Raw genomic sequence first — 21,576 nt, 5'->3', positions numbered from 1 at the left:
AAACCGTAGGCACCATATTCCCCTCGAGGTACGGGCCGGTGTCACAGAAAATTTCAACCCTTTTGTACTGCCGGCACAAACCGGCCTCCGAACCGATGGGAACGGGCTACTGTCCGGGCATGGGCGTCGACGTGGACCCGATCGTGCGAGATGTCGCGGGCGCGATCAAGGCGGAACTGAACCTGCTGACCACCGAGATGACCTCGATGTTCGTCGAGGTCATCCCCGAGTTCCGGCACGACGACGAGATCCGCCGCCTCATGGTCGCCAGCACCGCGTCGAACCTGATCGCCATCATCGACATGCTCTCGCTCAATATCTCTCTCAACGACATCACCGTGCCGCCCGCCGCCGCCGAATACGCCCGCCGCTTCGCCCAGCACGACATGTCGCTGGAGGCGCTGCTGCGCGCCTACCGACTCGGTGAGCACATGTTCCTGCAACGAGCCATGACCACCCTCCAGGATCTCGACCGGCCCGCCGACACGGCACTGGCCACCACCAGCCGGATCGCCCTGCTGACCAACAGCTACATCGACCAGATCATCGAGGGAATCATCGATATCTATGAAGCCGAGCGCCGACGCTGGGACGCACGCTCCGACGCCACCCGCGCCGCCCAGTTGCGCATCGTGCTCGACACCGACAACCTCGACCTAGCCTCCGCCGAACAAATGCTGGGCACCTCGCTGCGTGGGTGGCATCTCGCCGCGGTCCTGTGGACGCCACCGGAAACCCTCGACGCCGCGGCGCTGCGAGCCGGCATCACCACCCTGGCCGCGGCGACGGGGAAACCGCCGCTGACGGTCACCGTCGATGACCACACCCGCTGGGCGTGGATCTCCTCCGCCGGCAAACCTTCCCTCGACCCCGCTCTCCTCGACCACGAGTTACGCAAGAGCCCGACCCTGCGCGTGGCGGTCGGCGAGCCTGCCACCGGACTTCACGGTTTCCGCCGGACCTTCCGCGACGCCCAGCTCGCACGCGCGGTCGCACTCGCCACCGCGGACCCAACCCGACAGCTCACGGAATACCACCGAATCACTTTGGCAGCCTTGCTGATCGACAAACTGCCCGACGCAACCGAATGGGCCCGGCGCGTACTCGGGGGACTCATACACGACGACGACACCACCGCACGACTGCGCGAAACGGTCCAAACCTTCCTCGCCACCAGCGGCAGCTTCACCGACGCCGCCGCCCGGATGCACGTCCACAAGAACACCATCCACTACCGCGTCCGCAAAGCCGAAGAGATCCTCGGCCACGCCGTCACCGAAAACCGGCTCGAACTCGAAGTCGCGCTGCGCCTGTGCGCCCAGCTCCACCTGCACAACATCCCGAACCGGTCGTAATCGGCATCACCCTCGGCATGGCGGATTCCCGTGCACCGACAGTGCCATGTCGGTTGTGCCCGGGGCCGCGTTCGGCCATGCCCTCGCCACGCATCAGCCCAGGAAGCATGACCTCGGGCGGCACTCGCTCACACTGGGAATACTCCATAAAACTATGACACATCATTCTGTGGTATGTACCGCTGAAATATGACATATTAAAGCGGCCGGGAAGCAAAATCGAGCGCTGCCGCCCAGGTAGCACGGATGTTTTCGCGATGGAGAGCGGATGACGACATTCAGCACACCTCCCGCCGATGCCGGGGCCGTAGCGGTGCGAGAACTTTCCCGCGCCGCGCGGGCACACCGAGATTTCGGGGACAAATACGGGACGCTGCATCCGAAGGTGTGGCAGGAGTTGGAGGATTCCGCACTGCCGCGCGCCGCGTTGCCGAAGCAGTTCGGCGGCCTCGACTGGTCGGTGCCGCAGCTTCTGGAGGCGGTCCACGCGGTCTCCGTCGCCGATCCCGCCGCCGGGTGGGTGGCCGCGATCAACGGCCCGGCCGGGGCATTCCTGTCTCGGCTATCCCCTTCTGTCGCAGGCGATTTCGCCGACCGTAACCTGGTGGTCGGCGGTTCCTCGATACCTGTCGGCACCACCGTCCGGCACGGGACGAGGGTGCGGCTGCGGGGACGCTGGCCGCTGGTCACCGGCGCGCCGTCGATGACCCTGGCAGCGCTCGCAGCTCCCGCGACGGAACCCGACGCAAACCCGGGCACCCGCTGGTGGCTGGTCCCGCCGTCGGCGTTGGTCATCGAAAAGGACTGGGATGCACTGGGTTTACGCGGTAGCGCGTCGTACACCCTCAGCTGCGACACGGAGCTGCCGGCCGGACACAGCATCGATCTGACCGCGCCGCCGAACATCGACACCCCGATGTTCCGATACCCGCTCTACGGCCTGTTGGCCGGGTGCATCGCGGAGGTCGCGCGGGCGACCGCCGACCGCGCACTCGCCGCTTTCACGAACCTGGCCGCCACCACCCGCACGCGCTACGGAGCCGGACCGCTGGCCGAACAACCGATCGCGCAGGCGGCGTACGCCCGAGCGCACGGACGCGTGCAGGCCGCGGCGGCGTTACTCGACAGCGCGACGACACTCGCCTGGGCCAGCGCCCAGGTCGGCGAGGTTCCCATCGATCAGGTGGCGCTGCTGCGCTCGGCCTGCTGTCAGATGGTCGACACCGCGGAGCAGGCGTGCCGCGATCTGTTCGACGCCGGTGGCTCCGCGGCGATCCACCGACGCAACGGGCTCGAGGGATGCTGGCGCGACACCGTGGTGATCTCCCGTCACGCCCTGGTCGCGGCCCGCGGACGGCAGCTCGTCGGCGCGCATCACCTCACCTCCACGGCGGCCAAGGACCTGTGATGGTGCGGTACGGGTCTGCTCCAGCGGTGCGCGTCCCCGCACCCCCGTCCGCCGCCTCACCGCGACGTCGCGAACCGTCCAGCTGGACACTGTTCGCGCTGTGCCTCGGCTTCTCCCTGGTGACCTTCGACAACACCATCGTCACGGTGGGGCTGCCGCGGATGCAGCGGCAACTCGGTATCGGCGCCGAGGCCGCACTCTGGATCGTGGACGCCTACATGCTGGCCTTCACGGCGTTGCTGCTGGTCGGCGGCTCGCTCGCCGACCGGTGGGGTGCCCGGCGGGTGTACCTGAGCGGAACCGTGCTGATCGCCGCGGGTTCGGCGTTGTGCGCGGTGGCCGACTCGGCCGGACTGCTCATCATCGGCCGGGCGCTGCAGGGGATCGGTGCGGCGGCCGTGATGCCCGGCTCCCTGGCGTTGATCAAATCCGGCTACGTCGACGACGGCCGCCGGGCACGCGCGGTGGTCATCTGGACGACGGCCGGGAGCGCCGCCGCGGTTGCGGGGTTGGTATTCAGCGGCGCGCTCGTCTCCGCCCTCGGCTGGCGGAGTTTGTTCTGGGCGAATCTGACCGTCGCCGTCCTCACGCTCGCGCTGTCCAGACTGTGCCTGCGCGAGGCGCCGACCGTGCACAACCGGCTGAACCTGTTGAGCCAAGGCGTATTTCTGGCCGCCCTGACGGCCTTCGTGGCAGGGGTGATCGAGTGGGGAGCCGCGCAACCGAGTACTGATCCGGTCATGGGTCCGGTGCTCATGGCGGTCGGACTGGTGCTCGCCGTGGGTTTCATCGCGGTCGAACGCCGATACCCCCGCCCCGCGCTACAGCTGTCACTGTTGCGGCGCCCGGACGCCCGCGCGGCCGCGACAGTAGCGTTCGTGGTCAACTTCGGTTTCTACGGACAGCTGTTCCTGACAGCCGGATTTCTCCAGCGGGTCGAGGGATTCTCGCCGCTGCGAACCAGTTTCGTGATCACGGTGGAGGCAATCGGGGCGGTGTTCGGCTCACCGTGCGGTAGTTGGATCGGCAAACGATCTTCGTACCGCACTGCCATGCTCGCCGGATTGCTGGTGATCGCGGGCGGATTGCTCACCATGGCGACCGGCATAGGGACCCATACGCTGGAACTGACGGCCGGGTCGTCGTTCTTCGTAGGTCTCGGCGTCGACGTCGCGATCGCCTCGGCGACAGCGGACATGCTGCGCATCGCGTCCACCGGACGCGCCGGGGCGGCATCGGCTCTGCTGACGGTGTCCCGCCAGGTCGGCAGCGTGATCGGCGTCGCCGTGCTCGGTGTGGCCGGGGCGGCGACTGCTCCGTCGGCGGCCGGCTCGTCTCGCGCGTTGATCATTGCCGCACTGGGCTGTGTGCTGGCCGCATACCTCATCCGGCGGACAGGAAATGCCGGATTCCACGGCCGGTTCGGTGGCGAGCCCGCGACCTCCACAACGAGCAGGTGAGAAGTGAAGATCTCGATTCGCGTCAACAACGACTTGCCCTACGACCAACTCCTGCAACTGGTTTCGGCGGCCGAAGCGGCAGGGGTGGACCAGATCTGGGTGTCGCACGATCTGCTGCTGCGTTCCGCGCCCGTACTGATGGGCGCGCTGGCCGCGGGTACCGAACGCATCCACCTCGGCATCGGCATCATGAATCCGTACACGGTGCACACCACCGAGATCGCGATGGTCGCGGCGACCGCCCAGGAAGTCTCCGGCGGCAGGTTCGCCATCGGAGTGGGCGCGGGGGCGACCGACTTTCTCGGCTGGGCCGGACTCGAACGACGGCGGCCGATGACGACGGTGCGGCAATCGGTGACGGCCTTGCGCGCCCTGCTGGGCCACACCGACATATCCGAGGACGATCTGCCGGATTGGTGGGGCGGTTCGTCCTCGCTCCGTTTCCCCCCGACGAGTCCGGTGCCCGTATATATCGGCGCGACGGGACCGCAGATGCGCCGACTGGCCGGTCGGATCGCCGACGGGGCACTGCCCCTGCTGCCCTGTCCGGACCTGTTCGGCAGGATCAGCGCCGATATCCACAGTGGCCTGCGCGACGCCGACCGCGACACTGCCGCATTCGATCTACCGGCATGCATATGGGTATCGGTCGGAGAACGTGACGCGGCGCGCCGGGCACTTGCCGAGAAACTCGCCTACTACGGCCAGTCCTTCTCCCCGGAACATCTGGCCCCCGCGGGTCTGCGACCCGACGACTTCCATGAGGCCGGAAGATACGCTCGCGCAGGGGATTTCGGAAAGGCCGTGAAATTCGTCGACGACCGCATGATGCGCCTGGCCGTCGTCGGATCACCCGAGGAGGTGATCGAGGGGTGTCTCGAGCTGCACCAACTGGGTGCCAGACACATTTCCTTCGGCCCACCCCTGGGCCCGGATCCTCTTGCCGCACTGGCCGAACTGGGCCGTTCGGTCATTCCGGCACTGCGTTCGGCGACGCCATCGACAGAGTAGAAATCAGCCCGGCCCATCGCTCGCGGCGGCGAGCAACGGCACCACCAGATCGCTGATCGCCGTCGGGATGCCGTGAGCCCGCCCGCGGCGCAGTACGACACCGTTGCGGGTGTCCCATTCCAGCGGCCGGCCGGCTTCTCGGTCGGCGAGGATGGAGGTGCCCATATCGGCCGGATAACCCCGGAAGCCGTCGGCGATCTCCTGCGGCACCTCATCGCTCAGTGTCGCGCCCTCGGCTCGGGCGACCCGCAGGCACTCCCGCAGATAGGCAAGGGACAGTTCGGCGATATCGGCCCTGGCGAACATCCCGGAGCGACGGCCCGTGAGAACCATCAATCCGGCGACCGCGTTCTGCAGCAGCTTGCGCCACGCCACGGACTTGAAGTCCGCCGCCAGGTCGATTGAGCAGCGAGTGCCGCGCAGCGCCTCGAGCACCACATGCGACGCCGCGGTATCCGGCAAGGTGAGCTGCGCTTCGCCGCGCAACCACACCGAACCGTCGGGCTGCGACTGAGCGGGGAACCACACGACCGAGGGGATGACCCGGGCGCCGGAGACGTACGGCGCGACGATCGTTTCCTGCTCGACGCCGTTCTGCAGAACACAGACGACGGTGTCTGCACCGCACAATGCCTTCAACCACGGTGCTGCCGCCTCGACCTGCGTCGACTTGACGGCGAGGAAGACGAGATCAACAGCGACGTCGACCTGCGCCGGGTCGATCCGCACCGGCCCCGGCACGACGATGTCTCCTTCTGCTACCCGCAGCTCGAGTCGTTCACGCGCGGTCCGGCCACAAATACTCGGCGTGCGGCCGACCTCGTGCAGCGCTGCCGCCACGGTCGTGCCGATCGCTCCCGGCCCCACAACTGCGACGGTTGGATTCATCGACAACATCATCTCCCTGGAGTAGTCCGGGCCGCCTTGCACAACCGACCGAGCAGACCCTTGTGTCTCGGCAGATCCCCTGACGAGACTAGGCAACCCGCCCGGCCTGTCCGGACTCGGCCGAACTCCCAGTGCCCGGACATGCACACCTCGGCCCTGGTCTCCGGGATACCCGCCTCGGAAAGCGTGGCGCGTGGGTGACCGCCGGTGGCATACGAATCCGATGCACGTTACATTTCTGCGGAATGTCGGGAAAGGAGATCCGGTGCGCAGACGGCGCATGCTCGTCGCAGCCGTGGCGATACTGGGTGTGATCGTGTCATCGAACTGCACCACGACACACGCCGATCCGATCCGCACCGCGAATTCGCAGGTAGCGCCGGTGAACCCGGCCGCCCCGCGGCCACACCTGTACTAAGTCGGAGTGAAGGAAACCCATGTCCCGGTTCAAGATTCGGTGTGCCGCGCTGCTCGCCGGAATATGCGCGACGCTGTCCCTGGCCGGGCCCGCGGTATCCGCACCCGCCCCGAACACCGGGCTGACGCTGCGATCCGACATAGCGATCAACGCGCGCCTGCACGAACTGGTGTTCACCACCCCGGACCTGAACGCTCCGACATATGTGAGAGTGCTTCTTCCACAGGGCTATTCGTCCGCGCGGCGCTATCCGGTACTGCTGCTGCTCGAAGGCTGCTGCAACACCGCACCGCAGGCCCGGGACTGGACCGACCCGGCCAAGGGCAATGCCGAGGCGATCGTCGGCAGCGCACCGGTGATCGTCGTGATGCCCGATTCCGGTAAGGGCGGGTTCTACAGCGACTGGTACAACAACGGCCACGGCGGCAATCCGCGCTGGGAGAGCTACCACATCGGCCAGCTGCTGCCCTGGGTCGACGCGCATTACAGCACCGTGTCCGGACGTCGCGGGCATGCCGTCGCCGGTTTCTCCATGGGCGGATTCGGCGCGATGAGCTACGCCGCCCGGCACCCCGACCGATTCGTCTCCGCCGCATCGTTTTCCGGCGCACTGGACTCCAACGATCCACAGGCCGTGACCACCGACGAGATGCTGGCCTACCTGGACAACCCGGTCCCGGGAAGCCTCTGGGGTCCGCGCTCCACGCAGGAAATCCGTTGGCGCGCACACAATCCGTGGGATCTGGCCGCGAATCTGCGGGGGATGCATCTCGCGCTGTACACCGGCAACGGCAATCCCGGACCGTTCAACAAGACGTACGACTCTACCGAGGGGAAGGACGTCCATCCGCAGAGCGTCAACATGCACAACCGGCTGAACGCCCTCGGCATCGCCCATGAATGGCACGATTACGGCGGCGGATCACACACCTGGTCGTACTGGCGACGCGATCTTGCCGAGTACCTCCCCGGCCTCATGGCCACCTTCGCACGACCGCCCGCACAACCCGAACCGTTCACCTTCACCGCCGCCGAACCGAACTTCAACGCATACGGGTACCAGGTCACGGTGCACCGCAGTAGCATGGCGTTCGCCACCCTCAGCGGCGTCAGCCGCAGCGGATTCACCTTGAACGCAACAACTTCCGCAACGGTGGCCACCGCAAACCGCTACCGCGCCGGCACCGCCTACCAGGTCACGATCACCACTCCGCACGGCAAGCAGAACCAAACTCTGCACGCCGGCCGCGACGGCCGCCTCAGCATCACCGTCCCCCTGGGCGCCGTCACCACCAACCAACCGGATATCGACGCCCTCATCTCCCAACGCACCGAGACCGCCACCATCTCCATATCCGAACACATCTGACCCACCGCGTGATGACCGTCTTCGGGCATCACGTGCATAAGCCCGCGCCGACCTTGATCCCCCAGCTCCGCGACCGACGCACACTCGCGCGTCGGCGTCAGAACATCCACGGCAGAACCGCTGACCCAGCGGAACGTCCGGCGGTCAGCGGGTGCGGGCTTCGATGAGGGTCGCGACCATCGCCGCCACCGCGAAGCGCGGTTTGACGTTGGTATCGAGGGCTTCACGGCAGTGCAGGACGGCTTCGATCGAGCGGAGCAGCCCCTCCGGGGGGACCTCGGTGGCGAGGCCGCGGATCTCCTCACGCAGGTCGGGGTGGGTGAGGGTGACGGGGTGGGTAGGACCGGTCATGCGAACGGCCAAGGCGTCGCGATAGAAACCCGCGACGTCGATCAGGGCTCGGTCCAGCGAATCGCGGCTGGTGCGGGTGGCGCGGGATTTCTGGCGACGTTCGAGATCCTTGAGCACCCCGGCCGAGCCACGGGTCGCCGATGCGGTGCCCTTGCCCGTGCCGCCCGCGCCGAGGGCCGTGGCCAACTCCTCACGTTCGCGTTCGTCGCGGGTGGCGCTGACCTGCTTGGCCTCCTCCTCCGCGGATTTGACCAGCTCGTCGGCGGCAGCGTAGGCGACCGCCGGACGCGCGGTCGCCGAAACCAACGCCAGTGCCCGCTTGCGGCGGCTTCTGGCCTCCTCGTCGGTGGCCAGGCGACGCGCCCGCCCGACGTGACCACCGCTGATCGAGGCCGCCCACCGCGCGGTCTCGGCATCCAGACCATCGCGCTCGCGCAGGACCTGGGCGATAGCGTCGACCGACGGGGTGACCAGATGCATATGACGGCAACGCGAGCGCAGCGTGATCGAGATATCTTCCGGATCCACCGACGGTGCGCACAACAGGAACACCGTGCGCTCCGGCGGCTCCTCGACCACCTTGAGCAGCACATTTCCCGCGGCCTCGGTCAACCTGTCGGCATCCTCGACCAACACCACCTGCCAGCGCCCGGTACTGGGCCTGCGCGAGGCCACCTGCACGATCTCGCGCATCTCCTTGGTGCCGATGCTCAGCCCCTCGGGAATCACCCGACGCACATCGCCGTGCGTCCCGGCCATGGTGGTGGTGCAGGCGTGGCAATGCCCGCAGCCGGGCACCCCCGGATCGGTGCACTGCAGGGCGGCCGCGAAACACAGTGCCGCAACCGATCTGCCGGACCCGGGCGGCCCGGTGAACAACCACGAATGCGTCATCGCCGACGACGAAACCCCGCTGCGCGCGGCGACCGCGGCAGCGGTCAGTTCGGACTCGACCGCATCCTGGCCGACCAGCCGATCGAAGACACCCGCCACGGCATACACCCTAGCGGCCACCACCGACAGCGTTCCCGGTCCACCCTGCGGCTTCAGGCCTTGCGCTGATACGTGGAATTCGCGCCGTCCAGCGCCTCCCGGATGATGTCGGCATGACCGCTGTGCTGGGCGATCTCCCGGAAAACGTGCAGCAGCGTGAAACGCACTGTCCACCAGACACGTTCGGGAACCCAGGGTGAAGTGGGCGTGGGAATCGAGGTGTCCAGACCGTCCACCTCACGGATCACCCGAGCGGTGTTGTCCGCCACCGAATCCCACTCCTTCAGCAACCCCTCGACGGTCTCGTCGGGGGCCATCCGATACTCCGAATCGAACTGCGACACATCGAGTTTCGAGTTCTCGTCACGTTCGACGACAATGCCCGTCCACAACCGTTCGCAGTTGACCAGATGGTGCAGCAGCCCGCCGAGAGTCAACTCGCTGACGGTGCTGCGTTGGCGGGCCTGCGCATCGTCGATGCCGCGCAGGGTGATTCGGAACAGCTCACGCTGTTCGTCGAGCATCGCGATCAGATCTTCCCGTTCCTGATCGCGGCGCTCGGTCGAGGGTGCGGTCATCGGATGTCCTTCCGCTGAAGCATGCTGGGATGGCGACACACTACGACAGAGCACCGACAGAAAACAGATACTTTCCGGACGCCGAAGACACCGTTCGCGGCCCGTCGCTGTAACTTCTGCCTTCGCTTCGCTCCGGCTGTTCCGCAGCGCCGAGAACCCGCGGCCGTCGGCATCGAATACGCCGACCGCAACTCGTATCCCGCTGTCATGACACCCGGCTGCCGCCGCTGGGAGGGCTCGCCGTTCAGCGACCGCCGCTTGCTCCTTCGTCGGATACGCGGTGGCCGCTGAACGGCGAGCCACGCCGAAAAACCTTGGGGCGGTATGGTTTTGCTTATCGCTTCGCGGGCGAGTTCCGGCGGACGGAGACGCTTCGCCGCTGGGCGCGTCGGAGGTTGCCTACTCGACATCAACCCTCGTGCATCCTTACGACTTCGCCGAGGCCGCCTTACGTGCGGTGGTCTTCGCAGTCGTGGTCTTCTTGGCGGCAGCCTTCTTCGCGGTCGTCTTCTCCGCCGTGGCGGTGGTCTTCTTCGCCGCGGTCTTCTTCGCTGTCGTCTTCTTCGCGGGAGCCTTCTTCGCCGGAGCCTTCTTCGCCGCCGCTTTCTTGGCCGTCTTCTTCACCGGAGCCTTGGCCCGGCGGTCGGCGAGCAGTTCCGAGGCTCGCTCATCGGTGATCGACTCGACCTCGTCGCCCTTGCGCAGGCTGGCATTGGTCTCGCCGTCGGTGACGTACGGCCCGAACCGGCCGTCCTTGATCACCATCGGCTTACCGGTGGTCGAATCGTTGCCGAGCTCCCGCAGCGGGGCGGCGCTGGCGGCCTGCCGACCCCGGCGCTTGGGCTCGGAATAGATTTTCAGCGCCTCCTCGAGGGTCACCGAGAAGATCTGATCCTCGCTGGTCAGCGACCGCGAATCGGTGCCCTTCTTCAAATACGGGCCGTAACGCCCGTTCTGCGCGGTGATCTCGTCGCCGGTTTCGGGATCCTTGCCGACCACCCGCGGCAGCGACAGCAGCAGAAGCGCGTCGTCGAGGGTGATCGTGGCCAGATCCATCGATTTGAACAGCGATCCCGTGCGCGGTTTGGGTGCGTTGGCCTTTTTCGCACCCTTCTTGGGCTCGCCGTCTTCCTCGGGTTCGGGCAGGATTTCGGTCACATACGGGCCGAAACGTCCCTCCTTGGCCACGATCCGATGCCCCGTCTCGGGATCGACGCCCAGCGAACGTCCCTCCTGCGGGGTGGCGAACAGTTTCTCGGCCACCTCGGGAGTCAGCTCGTCCGGCGGCAGATCGTCGGGCAGGTTGGCGCGCTGTGAGACCGGATCGCCATCGGGATCGTCGGGGTTGACGACCATGCGCTCGAGATACGGCCCGAACCGCCCGACCCGGACCACCACATCGCGGTCCTGATCGTCGGCGAACAATTTGATCGAGTTGACCGAGCGGGCATCGATGTCGTCGAGCTGCCCGCCGACCATCCGCTTCAGGCCGCCGGTGCGCGCGATCGAATCCTCTGCGCCGTGATCGCCGCCGAAGTAGAAGCTGGTCAACCAGTTTCCGCGCTGCTCACGCCCACCGGCGATGGCGTCGAGATCGTCCTCCATGGCCGCGGTGAAGTCGAAGTCGACCAGCCGACCGAAATACGCCTCCAACAGCCCGATGACGGCGAACGCCACCCACGAGGGAACGAGCGCGTTACCGCGCTTGTAGACGTATCCGCGATCGAGAATGGTCTTGATGATCGAGGCGTATGTCGACGGACGGCCGATACCCAATTCCTCGAGCGCCTTGACCAGCGACGCCTCGTTGTAGCGCGGCGGCGGATTGGTGGTGTGGCCCTCGGGAGTCAACTCGGCCGCGGCGACCTCCTGTCCCTCGGTCAGCGCCGGAAGACGGGATTCGGCGTCGTCGGACTGGCTGCCCGAGTCCTCGTCGACGCTCTCCACATACGCCTTGAGGAAACCCGCGAAGGTGATCGTGCGACCCGACGCGGAGAACACGCAGGGAATACGGCCCTCGTCCAGACCGGCGTGGCCGGTGATCCGGACCGTCAGCGTGGTGCCGCGGGCATCGGCCATCTGCGAGGCGACCGTGCGCTGCCAGATCAGCTCGTACAGCCGGAATTCGTCATTGTCCAGGCGTGCGTGCAGCTGGCCGGGCGTGGCGAAGGTATCGCCCGACGGGCGGATCGCCTCGTGCGCCTCCTGCGCGTTCTTGACCTTGCGGGTGTACTGGCGCGGCGTCGGGTGGACGAATTCCTGCCCGTACAACTGCGTGGCCTGGGCCCGCGCGGCCGCGATGGCCGACTCCGACAACGTGGTCGAGTCGGTACGCATATAGGTGATGTAGCCGTTTTCGTAGAGCCGCTGCGCGACCCGCATCGTGCGCTCGGAGGTGAACCGCAGCTTGCGCGCGGCCTCCTGCTGCAACGTCGAGGTCATGAAGGGCGCGTACGGCCGACGCGTATAGGGCTTCGACTCGACCGAGGTGACCTGGAAATCGGCGCCGTCGAGGGCCGCGGCGAGCCGGCGGGCATACGCCTCGTCCAGCACCGTGACGCCGCCGGCGGTCTTGAGCTGCCCGTCGGAACCGAAATCGCGTCCGCCCGCCACCCGCGAACCGGCCACCGTGACCAGGCGAGCGGCGAAGGTCCGCGGATTGGCCGCGTCCGCCTCACCGCCGCCGGCATCGAATTTCGCGGCGATATCCCAATACTCCGCCGAGCGGAACGCCATGCGCTCACGCTCGCGCTGCACGACGATGCGGGTCGCCACGGACTGCACCCGGCCGGCCGACAACCGCGGCATGACCTTCTTCCACAGCACCGGGCTGACCTCGTAGCCGTACAGCCGGTCCAGGATTCGCCTGGTCTCCTGCGCGTCGACCAGGTCGTTGTCCAGATCGCGGGTATCGGCCGCGGCCGCGCGGATGGCGGGTTCGGTGATCTCGTGGAACACCATGCGCCGGACCGGCACCGTGGGCTTGAGCGTCTCGAGCAGATGCCACGCGATCGCCTCGCCCTCACGGTCGGGGTCGGTGGCGAGATAGAGTTCGTCGGCGTCCTTGAGCAGGTTCTTCAGCTCGGAGACCTTGGCCTTCTTATCCGGGCTGACCACATAGATGGGCTCGAAGTCGTGATCGACGTCGACGCCCAGACGCGCCCAGGACTGGCCCTTGTATTTGGCGGGCACATCCGCCGCGCCCCGCGGCAGATCCCGGATGTGGCCGACGGACGCCTCGACGACGTATCCACGGCCGAGGTACGGCGCGATCTTACGAGCCTTCGTCGGTGACTCGACGATGACGAGACGACGCACCTGGCCGCCCGGCTCGGACCCGGCCGCAGCGTTGGACCCGGAGGCGGCAGCGCGCGTAACCACGGAGGGCACCGCGGAGGCCGCATCAGACGCTGCCTCGGAGTTCGGCGTTGCACCGCGGTCTCGTGTTGCCACCGGCGAACACACCTTTCCTGTCGACCCGCGCGGCGCGGGGAGGCGCTGCGCGCGGCTGGGGCAAGCGGAGGGAACCGATGTCCCCTGCCAGAGACGTTTATACCCTGTTCATCTGCTGTACCGGTGGCACAGCAGGTCCGCAGCACCTCTGGTACGGCGAGTTGAAAGCCCCGTTTTGCGGTCGAGTGTACTTGCCCGGAATACGACTCGTCCCTCACCGCCGTGGGCGGTGAGGGACGAGCTTTCCGTTTGAGTAAGTTCGCTTGCTCAGCTGAGCGCGCGAACTCCGGTGGCCTGCGGGCCCTTGGTGCCCTGGCCAACCTCGAATTCGACCTTCTGGTTCTCCTCGAGGGTGCGGAAGCCCGAACCCTGGATCTCGGAGTAGTGGACGAAGACGTCAGCGGAGCCGTCCTCGGGCGCGATGAAGCCGAACCCCTTCTCCGCGTTGAACCACTTCACAGTTCCCTGTGCCATTCTGTTCCTTCTCTTTCCATACCGGAACGGCGGACAAGGTAGGTTCGTCCACCGGGTCCGTTCCGACCGTTGTACTCTGTTCCCCCTGCAGGAAGCACCAAGCACACCGTTCGCAACATCGATCCTGCTGATGGTTTGGACCTTTGATCCGTTCCCTCGAACACAGAAGCTTGCGACCAGGAACCAGTGAACCATGTCTTCGAGCAATTCGACAGTCGGGTTACCGACAATTTGCAAAAAAGATGATCTTGCGAATGCGCAGGTAAGGGGCACAATGCCCAAATCCGTACTCGAGGTAGGTTTGCTTCCGGATAACCGAGTGGGCGTCAGGCAAACACGCTGTGACGCAGATCGCTACTCGGTAGTGAAAACGCTGGTGAGCCTCGCACTCCACGCAGTTTTCGCACATTCGGTGCGCGTCGAGGGCCCGACTTGCTAGAACCGGCCCTCACGACGAGCGCCACGGCGCCCGGAACCGACTCGAGCTATGGGCGATCGTTGCTCAATCGTGTCCGAATCGGACTGCCCGATAGTTCCGACCGTCTCACCCATGTCACGGAATTACCGCCACGTGCGGCGCAGGTCACGGCCTGGCCGAGCTGGGTATCCGCGGACGTGGTCGACGCATTACGAAATTTCGGCGTGGAGGCTCCGTGGTCGCACCAGACCCGCACCGCCGATCTGGCCGCGGCCGGAAAGCATGTGGTGGTCTGCACCGGGACCGCCTCCGGTAAATCCCTCGGCTATCAACTGCCGGTGCTCACCGCGTTACGGGAGGACCCGCGGGCGACAGCGCTGTACATATCGCCGACCAAGGCGCTCGGAGCGGATCAGCTGCGCGCGATCGGCGAACTCACGCACGAGGGGCCGCTGCGCGAGACCCATGCCGCGCCCTACGACGGCGATACCTCCGCGGAAATCAGGCAATGGGTGCGGGCGAATGGGCGTTGGATCTTCACCAACCCGGACATGTTGCATCTGAGCGTGCTGAGCTCGCATCAACGATGGGCGCGGCTGCTGCGACGGCTGCGTTATGTGGTGGTCGACGAATGCCATGCCTACCGGGGGATCTTCGGTTCGCACGTCGCACTGGTGCTGCGACGGTTGCGCAGGCTCGCCGCGTATTACGGAGCCGATCCGGTGTTCATTCTGTGCTCGGCGACCACCGCCGATCCGGCCGCAGCCGCGTCGCGGCTGATCGGCGCACCGTGCGAGGCCGTCACCGAGGACGGGTCTCCACAGGGGGCGCGCACGGTCGCGCTGTGGGAGCCGGCACTACTCACCGCCGTGACCGGCGAGAACGGCGCGCCGGTACGGCGACCGGCCACCGCAGAGGCGGCGCGGATCATGACCGACCTGGTGGTCGAGGGCGCGCGCACACTGACCTTCGTGCGCTCGCGGCGGTCCGCCGAGGTCGTTGCCATGGAGACGCGGCGCATGCTCACCGAGGTCGATCCGGATCTCGGTCGCCGGGTGGCCGCCTACCGGGCCGGATATCTCGCCGAGGATCGCCGCGAGCTGGAGGCTGCGTTGGCCGACGGCACCCTGCTGGGGGCCGCAACCACGAACGCGCTCGAGCTGGGGGTGGATATCGCCGGGCTGGACGCCGTGGTCGTCGCGGGATTTCCGGGGACGGTCGCCTCGTTCTGGCAGCAGGCCGGACGGGCCGGGCGGCGCGCACAAGGGTCACTGGTGATGCTTGTCGCCCGGGACGATCCATTGGACACCTACCTCGTCCGAAACCCCGACGCGCTGCTGGGACGTCCGGTGGAGGCGACGATCACCGATCCGCACAACCCGTACGTCCTCGAGCCCCACCTGCTGTGCGCGGCAATGGAGAATCCGCTGACCGATGCCGAAGTGGACGAGCTCGGTGCGGCCGATCTCATCGCCGACCTGGCCGATCAGGGGCTCGTTCGGCGTCGGCAACCTGCGAAGGGGCCGGCGCGTTGGCATCTGACCGCTGCCGCGCGGCCACACGACGAGGTCGACGTACGCGGCGGTATCGGTACGACGGTGGCCATCGTGGACGAGGAGACCGGCCGCTTGCTCGGCACCACTGACGCGGGCCGGGCCCCGGCTACCCTGCATCCCGGCGCGGTACACCTGCACCAGGGCGAGACCTACGTGGTGGACGAGCTGGATCTCGAGGGTGGAGTTGCCTTCGTCCACGCCGATCAGCCCGGTTGGACGACCAGCGCCCGCGCGGTCACGTCGATCGTGATCGACGAGATCGACGCCGAGCGCGCCTACGGGCCGGTGACCACGGCCTTGGCGCGGGTGCGGGTGAGCCGACAGGTGGTCGGCTACCTGCGCACACTTCCCACCGGTGAGGTGCTCGACCTGGTCGAGCTGGACCTGCCGGAACAGACCCTGCCGACCCGAGCCGTGCTGTACACCGTGACGCCGGGGCTGCTGGCCCGCGCCGGAATCGACCCGCGGCGTGCGCCGGGCGCGCTGCATGCCGCCGAACACGCCGCGATCGGAATGCTGCCGCTGGTGGCCAGCTGTGACCGCTGGGATATCGGCGGAGTGTCCACGGCCGAACATCCCGACACCGGACTGCCCACCGTCTTCGTCCACGATGGGCATCCCGGCGGCGCGGGTTTTGCCGAGCGCGGCTTCCACCGGCTGCGCACCTGGTTGCGGGCGACGCTGGCGGTGATCGAGTCGTGTGGCTGCCCGAGCGGCTGCCCGTCCTGTGTACAGTCACCCAAGTGCGGCAATGGCAATCAGCCGCTGGATAAAGCGGGTGCCGCGGCCCTGCTGACCGCGGTCGTCGCCGAACTGCCCGATGATGACGACGAGCCGCCCGTCTCGTGACGAAGTGGTCATCAGTGCGACGCCGGGCCGACGCGGGGCGTCAGCTCGAACGATGCCCGGGGCGCGGTCGGCGTCACATACGGCGGTTGCGGTGAATGATCGATGTGAAACACGTTCATGTTAACTGGGTCGTTGCCGATTCTCCTAAACAATCTGAAGTCGAATGCCGTCAATGACACTTCATCGATCGAATTGGAAATCGACCGACCATAATTGTTCACACGTCCAAATTGCTCCTCTACGACATATGGTCGAACACAGGTAGTCAACTCTCGCGCATTCTTTGAACACCAACCGCTCGGTATTCATTACTCTTGTTCCTCAACCGGCCCCGCTCGCGCGACGGCCCGAACATCCGGAGTACCGAGCGGTCCCAGCGAGGCGGTGACCTCGGCGACCACCGTGACGTCCCAGCCGACGACCGTGCAGGACCGCACCCGAACCCGCATGCGCTGCGCGAGATCGCGGGCCGGGGCGCAGGCATCGGTCTCGGCGGTCAACGCACCGGCGGCGGCCAGCGCACCGAGATCCGCCGCGGCCTGCGCCCGATGTCGCGCCACGATCACCACGCCGACCTGCGCGAACAACAGCGTCGCGGCGAGCAGCGCGGTCAGGGCCAGACAGGCCGCGACGGTGGCCGCGCCACGCTCGCTCTGCGGAGATGTCATCCGGACTCACCCGGTTCCCGGACCGCGACCGCATCGGCGTGCAGTCTGAGCATCGGCAGTAGCGGCACCCGGACCGAGACCACGGCGACCACCTGATCGCCATCGGTGCGGATGGAAACCTGTGCCCCGGACGGCGCCACGCGCAGCGCCGCCGGCCGTGCCTCGGCGTCCGCACCCCGCGCCGCCAGTCGCGCCGCCTCTCGCGCGGCGTCGACGCAGCGTATCTGCGCCGCGGCGGCCAGCAAGGTGCCCAGGCACAGTACGACCACGACGAGGAGAGCGGCCAGCGCAATGGCCGCCTCCACCGTCACCGCGCCCCGTTCGCCGGGCCCGCGCCGCGGAACCGTTGCGGCCCTGCATATCCCCTGTGCGCGGCCATTGTTCACACCGAGGTGCTGAGTGCCTTGTCGATGATCTTCGTCAGGGCGTTCACGATGGAGTCGCCCGTCACCACCGTGTAGAGCACCGCTCCGAAGGCCGCGGCCGCCACGGTGCCGATCGCGTATTCCGCGGTACTCATCCCCTCCTCGGCCATCAACGCCCGCAGCAGGCGCGCACGCAACTCCAGCACTACCGATCGCACTGCCACCCGCACCGATCTCCCCTTTCTCTCCGACCGGCACGGACGTTCCGTGCCGGAATTCCCCTGGGCTCCGGGGCGGTAACCTCCGTCCCGGTCGCCTGATCACCTCGCCCGGGTGCCTGCTCACGACCCATCGCCGAGCACCCGCGTCGCCAGGCCGATGACGACCGGCACGATGCCCAGGCATACGAAAGCGGGCAGGAAGCACAGGCCCAGCGGGCCGCCGATCAGCACGCCCGCCCGCTCCGCCCGGGCCGCCGCGGCATCCTCCACCGCGGCGCGGCACTGCCCGGCCAATTCGCCCACCGCATCCGCCAGACACGCACCCGAGCGGGCCGAACGCGCGGCCAGCCGGGCCAATGCCTGGATATCGCCGGATCCCGCCTCGTGGGCCACGCGCCGCCACGCATCGGGCTGATCCGCACCCAACGCGAGCAGATCCGCCACCCGGTGCAGTGCCGCTCCGAGTTCCGCCGGGGCGGTCGAGGCCACCGCGCGGGCCGCGAGAGCAACCGGCAGTCCCGCCCGCAGACATGCGGCCAGCAGATCGAACGCCGCCGCCGTCCCGAACCGATCCTTGCCGTCGGCACGACCCCGTCGGCGCGAAATCCGCTGCGCGCCACCGAGTACCGCGCGCCTTCGCAAAGCCAACGCCGTAGCGTCGCCGGGCACGCACACCAGTGCCACCGCCAACAACACCAGGCCACAGACGACCATCACCCCACCCCTCGCGACGTATCCGAAAGCGCCACAACACAACTCCCCCGGACCTTCGACAATCCGCGGCTCCGCCGACCGACCCGAGATCGCCGATGCACGTGCATTCCGTGACAACCATCGCTCCGTACGCCGGGCGCCTGAAACACCCACCGCCACAACGACCATGCACTCCGGTCACCCGCTGCGCGGGCAGGCGGGTCGGTGCCCGCAGCGCGTCGAATCGCGAGGAGCCCGCATTCGCCGTCGAGAGAATCCGCGAGCGGCTCGCCCCGCCGTGCGAACTCGCCGCGCCGGACGGCCCGGCACCGATGAAGACCCCCCTCGCGCACCTGGCGGCGGCATCAGGCGAGTAGCAGATCCGGCGGCCTCGCTGAACGGAAGCGACGACAACAGTTGGACTCACTCCCGACTTCACGCCGGTTCGGACGGCACCCTGGACGGTCCGCGACCCGTCCGGACGGCATGGGAGGGTGCGTAGCTGACCCAGTTGGTGGACAAGGTGTTCGAGCAAGCCTCGTTTCGGCTCGGTTCGGCCGACCCGGAACCCAGGCGCACTGCACAGAACAGTCCGTACCCGAACCAACTGGCGAACAAAGTAGTCGAGCGCGTCTCGTCTCGGCTCGGTTCGGCCGACCCGGAACCCAGGCCCACGACACGGGGTAGTCCATACCCGAACCGTCGCGGAGACAGGGTGATGAAACGCGTCTCGCTTCGGCTCTGCCCGGACAACCCGAAATTCAGATGCGCAACACGGAGCGGTCCGTAGCCGAATCGTCTGGCGGACGGGGCGGGTGGGCGTAGTTCGTCTCACCTCACGGGGACTGATCACCGAGGGGGTCATGTGGGTACCTGGGCTGTGATGGTGTCCGCCCAGAGCAGGCCTGCGCAGATGAGGGCCGTGCCGAGAGGGAGAAGGATTGCGCCTGGGCCTGGAGTCAGAAGGACGTGCAGTGGCGCGGCGTTCATCAGGTGGCCCAGGGCGATGCCCAGGAGAGGGAGGGCGGAGAGCACTACGGCGCTGGCTCGCGCACCGGCCAGGGCGGCGGTGGTCTTGTCGCGAAAACGTATGCGGCTGAGTAGATCTGCTCGTGCGGCGGCGAGCAGGTCGGCCAGGGCGAGGCCGTGATGGTCGGCCAACTGCCAGGCGGCGGCGATGCGGGCGAGTTCGGCGGCGATGACCGAATCGGGGTTCCGCAGACCGGCTGCGGCGGATCCGCCGAGCCTGCTGCGGGCTGACCCGACGGCGAATGCGCGGGCCGCGACGCCCTCGACCTCCCCCGCCGCGACCGCCGCGGCGGTGCTGGGGTGCGTACCGACCCGCAGCTCGCCGATCACGGTCTCCAGACCTTCCAGCAGCGCAATACATTCGGCCCGGTGCCGCCGGGCCAGGCGAGCCCGCCGCCCGCGAAGGCCGATCGTCACCGCCAGAAACAGGGCCGCGAGAAAGGGGCCGATTCCGACCGCGGCCGCGCCCGCGACACCGAGATACGCACCGATCCGGAACAGTCGGTGCGGCGGGACTTTTCGGACCGGGCCGCGGACACCGAACAACGCCAGGTGGCGTCGGACGCCCGCGGAGGGAGGCACCGCGAGCATCGCCGCCGCCAGACAAATCAGGGCGAGTGACGTGGTCATCGGACGTCCCGTTCGTCGAGTGTGCGATGGAGCGATGCGGCCGCCGGGGTGGGCGCCTCGTCGGCGCGCCAGGCCGCTTCGATGCGAACCCGGCCGTCCGGATCGCGGACTACCAGGCCGATTTCACACAACGCTCGAGCACCGTCGGGACGGCGGTGCACATGCAGAATCACCTGAACGGCCGCAGCGAGTTGACTGTGCAGCGCGGCACTGCCCAACCCGCCCAGTGCCGCCAGGGCCTCGAGACGAGCCGGAACCTCACGCGGCGAGTTGGCGTGCACGGTGCCCGCGCCGCCGTCGTGGCCGGTGTTGAGCGCGGTCAGCAGGTCGATCACCTCAGCGCCGCGCACCTCACCGATGACGATGCGGTCCGGGCGCATCCGCAATGCCTGACGGACCAGATCGCGAACGGTCACCGCGCCGGCACCTTCCACATTCGGCGGACGCGCCACCAAACGCACCACATGCGGATGTGGCGGTGCGAGTTCGGCCGCGTCCTCGACGCAGACGATGCGCTCGGCCGGGTCGGCCTTGGCGAGCAGCCCCGACAACAATGTGGTTTTTCCGGCACCGGTGCCACCGACCACCAGAAATGCCAGCCTCGCGCGAATGATGCGCTCCAGCAATACCTTCGCCTCGGCCGGAACCGATCCGGAGGCGGCGAGCGCATCGAGCCCCTGACTCGCCGGACGCAGCACCCGCAAAGCCAGACAGGTGCCGCCGGGTGCGATGGAGGACAGCACCGCGTGCAGCCGCACACCGAACGAATCCCCCAGCACGCCGGTACCTTCCGGCAGCCGGCCGTCCACCCACGGCTGGGCGTCGTCGAGCCGCCGCCCCGCGGCCAGCGCCAGACGTTGTGCCAAACGCCGCACCGCGGCCTCGTCCTGGAACGCCACCGACGCCCGCTGCAGCCCCTGGCCGCGATCCACCCAAACCGAATCGGGTGCTGTCACCAGTACATCCGACACCCGCGGATCGTGCAGCAGCGGTTCCAGCACTCCCGCCCCGGTCATCTCGGTCTGCAACAACCGCAGCACCCGCAATAGATCCGTATCCCCGAGCACGCCGCCCGCCTCGGCCCGGATCGCCGCGGCGACCTGCGCCGGATCAGGCTCACCCGACTCGACCGCCAACCTCTCGCGCACCCGATCCAACAACTCATCCGTGACCAGCGCACTCATCGCCGACACCCCGCCCCGAACCCCAGCTCACACACAGCCTCGGTAACACCCACCGCCATCCCGACAGCGGCGTCCCGCACGGCCGAATCCAGCACTCGGGACTCCAGTTCAACGGCGACCGCACGCCCCGGCGCCGCACCATGATCAGTTCCACGAAACGCCAAGCCTCGTACGGATTTTCCCGAGTTCAGCAATGCGGATCGTG

Annotated in this window: 18 protein-coding genes; 7 read left to right on the top strand and 11 right to left on the bottom strand. The window is 67.6% G+C overall.

Annotation, left to right across the window (positions count from 1 at the left end; all coding sequences use genetic code 11):
* The first annotated feature begins 119 nt into the window (after positions 1 to 119).
* The 4 genes from NV1_RS38215 (at position 120) to NV1_RS38200 (ending at position 5,234) form a co-directional block, all read left to right on the top strand.
* Complete coding sequence (locus NV1_RS38215) at positions 120 to 1,355, top strand: PucR family transcriptional regulator (RefSeq protein WP_067903305.1); 1,236 nt, start codon at positions 120 to 122, stop codon at positions 1,353 to 1,355.
* A gap of 268 nt (positions 1,356 to 1,623) precedes the next feature.
* Positions 1,624 to 2,763: an acyl-CoA dehydrogenase family protein gene (locus tag NV1_RS38210; RefSeq protein ID WP_067903302.1), complete on the top strand. Its 1,140-nt coding sequence runs from the start codon at positions 1,624 to 1,626 to the stop codon at positions 2,761 to 2,763.
* Positions 2,763 to 4,223 (top strand): MFS transporter, encoded by a 1,461-nt coding sequence (locus NV1_RS38205; RefSeq protein WP_169813516.1) that lies wholly within the window; start codon positions 2,763 to 2,765, stop codon positions 4,221 to 4,223. The genes NV1_RS38210 and NV1_RS38205 overlap by 1 nt, the downstream gene beginning before the upstream one ends.
* 3 nt (positions 4,224 to 4,226) lie before the next feature.
* Entirely contained in the window at positions 4,227 to 5,234 is a 1,008-nt protein-coding gene (locus tag NV1_RS38200; protein ID WP_067903296.1) for an LLM class flavin-dependent oxidoreductase, read from the top strand.
* A gap of 3 nt (positions 5,235 to 5,237) precedes the next feature.
* On the opposite strand, the gene NV1_RS38195 is transcribed toward NV1_RS38200, so the two are convergent.
* The gene (locus NV1_RS38195; protein ID WP_218027344.1) at positions 5,238 to 6,122 is read right to left on the bottom strand and encodes an oxidoreductase; all 885 of its coding nucleotides are present in this window, start codon (positions 6,120 to 6,122) and stop codon (positions 5,238 to 5,240) included.
* Between the two features lie 265 nt (positions 6,123 to 6,387).
* Here NV1_RS38195 and NV1_RS44205 point away from each other — a divergent pair, with 265 nt between their 5' ends.
* Positions 6,388 to 6,540, top strand: a complete 153-nt coding sequence (locus NV1_RS44205; protein WP_157117647.1) for a hypothetical protein — start codon at positions 6,388 to 6,390, stop codon at positions 6,538 to 6,540.
* A gap of 19 nt (positions 6,541 to 6,559) precedes the next feature.
* Positions 6,560 to 7,909, top strand: coding sequence for an alpha/beta hydrolase (locus NV1_RS38190; RefSeq protein ID WP_067903291.1), 1,350 nt, complete (start codon positions 6,560 to 6,562; stop codon positions 7,907 to 7,909).
* A gap of 144 nt (positions 7,910 to 8,053) precedes the next feature.
* On the opposite strand, the gene NV1_RS38185 is transcribed toward NV1_RS38190, so the two are convergent.
* The 4 genes from NV1_RS38185 to NV1_RS38170 form a co-directional block, all read right to left on the bottom strand.
* Positions 8,054 to 9,253, bottom strand: a complete 1,200-nt coding sequence (locus NV1_RS38185; protein ID WP_067903345.1) for a DNA polymerase III subunit delta' — start codon at positions 9,251 to 9,253, stop codon at positions 8,054 to 8,056.
* 53 nt (positions 9,254 to 9,306) lie between these two features.
* Complete coding sequence (locus NV1_RS38180) at positions 9,307 to 9,831, bottom strand: mycothiol transferase (RefSeq protein WP_067903288.1); 525 nt, start codon at positions 9,829 to 9,831, stop codon at positions 9,307 to 9,309.
* 426 nt (positions 9,832 to 10,257) lie between these two features.
* The gene (gene topA / locus NV1_RS38175) at positions 10,258 to 13,149 is read right to left on the bottom strand and encodes a type I DNA topoisomerase (protein WP_067903285.1); all 2,892 of its coding nucleotides are present in this window, start codon (positions 13,147 to 13,149) and stop codon (positions 10,258 to 10,260) included.
* A 402-nt stretch (positions 13,150 to 13,551) separates the two neighbouring features.
* Complete coding sequence (locus NV1_RS38170) at positions 13,552 to 13,758, bottom strand: cold-shock protein (RefSeq protein WP_011206895.1); 207 nt, start codon at positions 13,756 to 13,758, stop codon at positions 13,552 to 13,554.
* Between the two features lie 498 nt (positions 13,759 to 14,256).
* On the opposite strand from NV1_RS38170, the gene sftH reads away from it, so the two are divergent.
* Positions 14,257 to 16,581 carry a DEAD/DEAH box helicase gene (sftH, locus tag NV1_RS38165; RefSeq protein ID WP_084526505.1) on the top strand — a complete coding sequence of 775 codons (2,325 nt, stop codon included), beginning with the start codon at positions 14,257 to 14,259 and terminating at the stop codon, positions 16,579 to 16,581.
* 308 nt (positions 16,582 to 16,889) lie between these two features.
* Here the strand turns inward: sftH and NV1_RS38160 are convergent, their stop codons facing one another.
* The 6 genes from NV1_RS38160 to NV1_RS38130 all read right to left on the bottom strand — a co-directional run bounded on the left by NV1_RS38160 (position 16,890) and on the right by NV1_RS38130 (position 21,371).
* Entirely contained in the window at positions 16,890 to 17,249 is a 360-nt protein-coding gene (locus tag NV1_RS38160) for an Rv3654c family TadE-like protein (RefSeq protein WP_067903279.1), read from the bottom strand.
* On the bottom strand, positions 17,246 to 17,560 hold the full coding sequence (locus NV1_RS38155) for a TadE family type IV pilus minor pilin (protein WP_174557527.1): 315 nt from the start codon (positions 17,558 to 17,560) through the stop codon (positions 17,246 to 17,248). The genes NV1_RS38160 and NV1_RS38155 overlap by 4 nt, the downstream gene beginning before the upstream one ends.
* A gap of 71 nt (positions 17,561 to 17,631) precedes the next feature.
* Positions 17,632 to 17,832: a DUF4244 domain-containing protein gene (locus tag NV1_RS38150; RefSeq protein ID WP_067903276.1), complete on the bottom strand. Its 201-nt coding sequence runs from the start codon at positions 17,830 to 17,832 to the stop codon at positions 17,632 to 17,634.
* A gap of 123 nt (positions 17,833 to 17,955) precedes the next feature.
* Positions 17,956 to 18,549 (bottom strand): type II secretion system F family protein, encoded by a 594-nt coding sequence (locus NV1_RS38145; RefSeq protein WP_067903273.1) that lies wholly within the window; start codon positions 18,547 to 18,549, stop codon positions 17,956 to 17,958.
* Between the two features lie 840 nt (positions 18,550 to 19,389).
* Complete coding sequence (locus NV1_RS38135) at positions 19,390 to 20,187, bottom strand: hypothetical protein (RefSeq protein WP_067903267.1); 798 nt, start codon at positions 20,185 to 20,187, stop codon at positions 19,390 to 19,392.
* Complete coding sequence (locus tag NV1_RS38130) at positions 20,184 to 21,371, bottom strand: TadA family conjugal transfer-associated ATPase (protein WP_067903264.1); 1,188 nt, start codon at positions 21,369 to 21,371, stop codon at positions 20,184 to 20,186. Before NV1_RS38130 ends, NV1_RS38135 begins: the two co-directional genes overlap by 4 nt.
* Positions 21,372 to 21,576 lie beyond the last annotated feature (205 nt).

The sequence above is a fragment of the Nocardia vaccinii NBRC 15922 genome (assembly GCF_001613305.1).
Lineage (GTDB): Bacteria > Actinomycetota > Actinomycetes > Mycobacteriales > Mycobacteriaceae > Nocardia > Nocardia vaccinii.
Note: the sequence above shows the minus strand (reverse complement) of the source record. Positions and strands in the feature narration are given on the sequence as shown.